Here is a 5,250-nt window from a genome sequence, read left to right as displayed (position 1 = left end):
CTCGTCAGCTGCATCGATCGGCGGAACTACCCGAGCATGCCCGTTGATCATGCTGCCGCACCGGGAAACTCCAAGATCCCCGACAGAGTCAAGCTTACGTTTCACGCCACCAAAGCGACTACCGCCAGTAGGAGTCACTGGAACTTCGCCTGATCATTTCCTGAGGATTGACAACAGGCACTCTTCCGGATGGGTATTCGCGCCCGTGCTCCCGCCACCAGCACCGGACCTGATCCGCCCCGGGCTGCCCACAAGGCAGCCCTGATCGCTCTCATCGCCGTCATCGCGCTGGTCCCGGCCGCGGTATCCATGTGCCTCCACCGGGCCGGACTCCGGATGTCGTCACCGATGCTGAATCCGCTGGGCGGTCGGTGGTGCCTCGCCGCTGTGCTCTTGGTGCGTCTTTGGCGGCGCTGTCACCAGGTGAGCACGACTCGGCCGCCTGCTCCGCCGCCGCCTCCGCCGCCGCCTGAGCCGATGAAAGCCATGTTCGCGCCGCCAGGGCCACCCGGTCCGCCAGTGCCGCCGGCACCGTTACCGGTGGTACCGGGACTGCCGTTCCTGTTGAAGGTGCCGCCGGCTCCGCCGGCGCCGCCGCCGTCAGGGCCCTGACCGCCATTGTTGGGCCCGGCGCTGCCGTCGCCGCCGCCACCACCTCCTCCTCCGCCTCCGAAGCCGCCGAAACTGGTGCCGCCTTGACCACCATTTCCACCCGCGTAGCCGGATCTTCCTTCCAGATTGAAGCTGGTGTCCACCATGTTCAGGACGGTGGCGGTGACTGTGCCGATTCCGAGGCACGTGGTGGCGCCCGCGGTGGCGGGATTTTCTGCGCCGAAAAAGAGACGGCCACCGGGCAGGCCGCCGGCTGGACCGCCGGTTGCCGCTACGGCGGCGGTGGCGATGCCGATGTGTCGCAGGCTGCTGGGACCTCCGGGATCGCCGGCGGTGCCTGACCCGTCCAACGTGTTGAAGTCGCCCCCCTCTCCGCCCACGCCGCCGTGACCGACACGGACGGCGTAGCGCTGGGATCCGCTGACCCCGTCCAGTCGGCACTGGATGTAGGTCCCGTTGGTTCCCCCGGCTCCTCCTCCACCGCGTGGAGGGTTCGGCTGGCCGACGACACCTCCTGATGCGCCGCCGCCTCCGGCACCGGCTCCGGCGCCCCAGACCTGCACGGTGAGCGTGGTGACCCCGGCCGGCACCGTGAAGGTGCCGTTGGTGGTGAAGGTCTGGGATCCGGCAGCGTAGGCCGCCGGCGCGACGCCGACGGCACCGGTCAGACCACCGGCCGTTACAGCCATGACCACCGCGGCCCGGCCCAGCCGTCTGGCAAGCGGATACCTGCCCGGGCTTGATGAGGTCGTGTTCGCAGCCTTCATATGCCATTCCCCCTTCGGGGCTCGTCCTGTGGATGGAGGAATGCCCTCGCGCAAGTCGCCACACCCAATAGCAGGGGCAACACCACCCGTACGGGTGACGGGGGCTCATGCGGTCGGCCAGTACCGAGCAACACTGCGAGGCGGGATGCTGTCCGCGACCGGCGGCCGGGGCTCAGGCACGGGTCCCGCCGCGACCAGGGTGTTCAACTGACGCGAGCAGGTGAGGTCAGGGAACCCGCGCGGGGCAGGGATCGGGCGAACGGACCGGGTGCGCCCGCCGGTACGCCTCTGGGCTGCCGGGCAGTTTCGGTGCGTGCGGTGACCGCTCGGCCCGCTCCTCGTTGACCGGGCATGACCATGCGCAGCACGGCAGCGGTGCTCGGAATTACAGCGGCAGGAGTCGGGGCCGGGCTGGCAGCAGCCGCCCCCGCCTGGGCCGGCGGGATCATCGTCATCGCGTCCCCGTCACATGACAACAGCTGTGCGAATCTCGGAACCGCGGGGCGAAGCGGTGGGGATACGGCACACGGAAGCGGCACGGCGGGAGGACTTCTGGCTGCGCTGCCTGTCACCAGTCCGCTGAACCATTGCGGCGGGGCAGACCTTCCGCTGCAGAACGGACAGCAAGCGACAGAGTCAGGTCTCCTTATTCCCGATACCGCCAAGGAAAAGCCCGAGGAGGCTGAGACTATCGCCATCGGGCCGGGAAGGCCCGGCACCCCGGCCCTGTGACAGGCGGCTGAATGAAACCCCCTCGGGTGCGCCAGTCCATGGCCTGGGACCGGATCCACCCCCGCCTGACCACTCCCGGGCAGGCAATCGCACCGTGGCGTAAGTGCGTTGGCAGCGGTGGCGTCCTGGCGAAAGCCCCTGGGACTGCGCGACGTCGGGTTCGGGGCGGCCAGCAGAGGCTTCAGCCTGTACGGGTACGGCGTCACCGCCTCCAATACGATTGACCGCTGAACTCGCCTCTGCGCGCTGAAGACAACGGAGGTCAGCCGGTGGACGGACGGTAGATCACGTCCTGGAGGACATCGCTGTAGTAGATGTTCTGCTCTGCGGTGGCAAGCTTTAGCGCTCCGAGTGCTTGGCGGTACAGCGGGAGGTCGGCGCCGCCGCGCTGGTTGAGCGCACTTCCCAGAGGCAGGCCAAGCACGTTGCCGTTGGCCGTACCGGTGTCTGCGGTCGTCGCACCGGCTGCGTGGGACCCGTACCGGTTGGCGCAGTCGGTTCCGAACGCAAGTGAGAGGAAATCACCGACCCCGCTGGCAGAAGCGGGAGCCGCGGTGCTGACGGCGGCGGCGGTGAGAGCGAGCACGGTCCACGTGCGGCGGCTAGTGCCGCGTCAGGCAACGTTTGCCCTGTCGACGATGGCGCGTAGGCGCTGGTCGTCGGCGTGGCGGTTTCGCCAGATAACGTAGCGGCGGATCATGCTGCCCTGTTCTTTGTGGTCGGCGTGGTCGGTGCCGTCGAGGGTGAAGTAGCGCAGGGCGGTGAACTGGGCCTCGATCCGGTTGAGCCAGGAGGAGTTCGTCGGGGTGTAGGCGATCTCGACATTGTTCGCGGCCGCCCAGCTGCCGACTCGCTGGCACCGCTTCGTGGTCAGGTGCGGGGAGAAGTTGTCGGCCACGATCGCGATCCGCACCGTCGGTGGATAGAGCGAGCGCAGGTAGCGGCAGAACTCCAGGAACTGGGTCCGCTTCTTGATCGGTTTGATGTGGCCGTAGAGCTTGTCCTTGGCCAGGTCCAGGGCGGCGAACAGGTGCCGGACCCCTCCGTAGCGGTTGTAGGTGGCCCGCCTTCGGCGGCGGGGGGCACGGTCGGGGTCCTTGTGTCTGCCGCCGCGCTCGGCCCACTGCCGACCTGGGTGCGGCATCAGATTGAGCGGTCCGAACTCGTCTATGCAGAAGACGACTTCGGGCTCATCGGCCTCGGGTGTCACCTCACCGTCGGCGATCGCGTACAGGTGCTCGACCCGGGCCTTCTTCGCCCCGTAGTCCGGATCACGGGAGGCCTTCCACGTCTTCAGCCGTTGAAACGAGACGCCTTCCTCGCGGAGCAGGATGCGCGGGCCCTCGTGGCTGATGTCGTCGACCACCCCCTCGGCAACCAGGAACTCCGCCAGCTTGGACAGGCTCCAGGTCGAGAACGGCAGGTCGTGCTCGGTCGGCTTGGACTTCGCGATCTTCTTGATCTCACGCCGCTCGGGCAGCGTGAACGTCCTGGGCCGGCCGCCCTTGTACTTCGGATACAGCGCGTCGAAGCCGTCTGTGTTGAAGTTGTGGATCACGTCCCTAACCCGGTCGTCGCTGGTGAACGACACCTCCGCGATCCTCGCCACCGGCATGCCCTGCGCGGACAGCAGCACCATCTGGGCCCGTCGCCAGGTCACCACCGACCCAGTACCCCTGTGGATGATCCGCAGCAGCCGCCTGCCCTCGTCATCGTCGATCTCGCCTACGCGTAGTCGTTCTGCCACCCGGACAGGGTGACAACCACGCACAGCCCGACACAGCACCGGGACGGCGCGCCACCAGCCCCTTCCCGCGGACAGGAAAACCGAGGCCCGCCATTCACAAGCGCGCAACCGTTCAACGCGTTCACGCCTCCACTGCCAGGTGGAGGTTCCGCCACGGCGGAATCTGCTGCTGAATTGGAGCTGTCCAGTCGCTTGCAAGGCCGCGACCAACACTTGCTCGGAGGTGGCTGTCCGTGCCCACGACCCTGTCTGCCCTGCCGGTCGAGATCCGTTATCCCCAGCAGTGGGCCATCCCTCCACGCCAAGGGCTCGCCGAGCACCTCGACGAAGTCGCGATCGGCTGGCTCGCCCGGTGCGGATTGCTCGACCGTCCTGAAAATCGTTGTAACGCCGAGAGCTGCCATCTGGGCCAGGCGGTGGAACGCAGCAACCCCACCGCGGACTCCACCCAGCGGCTTGCCTTCTACGCGAAGTTCCTCGGAATGTGGTTCCTCTACGAGGACAGCATCGAGGGACTCGGCACCAAGGGGCACGACCCGAGGCTGATCTCCCGGGCTCTCACCGGCTTCTGGCAGGGGCCAGTACCTGCGAGCGGTCCCATGCGGCACTGGGTGGAACTTGGCTCCGAGATTGCGGAGACCATGAGTCCCACATGGCGCCGACGCTTCGGAGCCCGCTATGAGGCATGGCAGCACTCCGTTGCCGACGAGGCCGAACTCTTCCGCAGTGAGGGCCTGGAGCCAAGCCTGAACGCGTATCTAACGGTGCGGCTGCACACTCTGGGCATGTACACCGCCACCGACATGATCGAGTACACCCAGGGCCGGGAGCTTCCGGGCGAAGTATTTGCAGATCCGGATGTAATGGAGATCTACCGAATCATCAGCACCGCCTGCCTGATCGACAATGACCTGTACTGCCTGACCAAGGACCGGGCCCACGGATTCCCCAACCTTGTCTACGTCGTCGCCCGAGAACACAGCCTGTCCGAGGCGGACAGTGTCCGGTGGATCCTCGAATGGCACGACCACCTCATCGACCGCTTCGCCCTGGTGGAACGGCGACTTCGTGAGGAACGGTCCGAGCTGGACATCGACTGGTGGCTGGACTGTGTCCACCACATGATGACCGGCCTCGGTGACTGGACCCACAACGCCCCCCGCTACCAGACCGAGCACATGACTAAGGAAGGCGACAGGCTGAGCCTGAGGATCGCCCTCCGATAGCCCATCTGATGAAACCGCCACGCCGACGACCAGCGCCTACGCGCCATCGTCGACAGGGCAAACGTTGCCTGAGTAGCTGTTGTCGTTCCGATCTTGAGGGGTGTGCGTCGAACGGGAGTCTCGATCGGGTGATCGCCGCTGGTCGCGGGCATGAAGGCAGGGCCTC

General features: G+C 66.9%; 4 protein-coding genes and 1 pseudogene. 2 read left to right on the top strand and 3 right to left on the bottom strand.

The features are described 5' to 3' along the window. Positions 1-416 precede the first annotated feature (416 nt). Positions 417-1,379: a hypothetical protein gene (locus tag AC07AB_RS40000; RefSeq protein WP_478577607.1), complete on the bottom strand. Its 963-nt coding sequence runs from the start codon at positions 1,377-1,379 to the stop codon at positions 417-419. Between the two features lie 561 nt (positions 1,380-1,940). Between AC07AB_RS40000 and AC07AB_RS39995 the strand changes: the two are divergent. Next, positions 1,941-2,090, top strand: a pseudogene (locus tag AC07AB_RS39995) (hypothetical protein); the annotation flags it as partial. A gap of 283 nt (positions 2,091-2,373) precedes the next feature. Here the strand turns inward: AC07AB_RS39995 and AC07AB_RS39990 are convergent. Both AC07AB_RS39990 and AC07AB_RS39985 read right to left on the bottom strand, forming a co-directional pair. Further along, positions 2,374-2,697, bottom strand: a complete 324-nt coding sequence (locus tag AC07AB_RS39990) for a hypothetical protein (RefSeq protein ID WP_478577604.1) — start codon at positions 2,695-2,697, stop codon at positions 2,374-2,376. A 27-nt stretch (positions 2,698-2,724) separates the two neighbouring features. Further along, positions 2,725-3,858, bottom strand: coding sequence for an IS630 family transposase (locus AC07AB_RS39985; protein WP_478577601.1), 1,134 nt, complete (start codon positions 3,856-3,858; stop codon positions 2,725-2,727). 233 nt (positions 3,859-4,091) lie between these two features. Between AC07AB_RS39985 and AC07AB_RS39980 the strand changes: the two genes are divergently transcribed. Beyond that, positions 4,092-5,084, top strand: a complete 993-nt coding sequence (locus AC07AB_RS39980) for a terpene synthase family protein (RefSeq protein ID WP_478577599.1) — start codon at positions 4,092-4,094, stop codon at positions 5,082-5,084. The last annotated feature ends 166 nt before the right edge of the window (positions 5,085-5,250 follow it).

This window comes from Streptomyces sp. NPDC044033 (assembly GCF_056434425.1).
The sequence above is the reverse complement of the archived record's forward strand: the minus strand, read 5'-3'. Positions and strand labels throughout refer to the sequence as shown.

Bases quoted from the DNA above. Each gene is read 5' to 3' on its own strand.
- AC07AB_RS40000 (WP_478577607.1), bottom strand. From the start codon at position 1,379: ATGAAGGCTGCGAACACGACCTCATCAAGCCCGGGCAGGTATCCGCTT.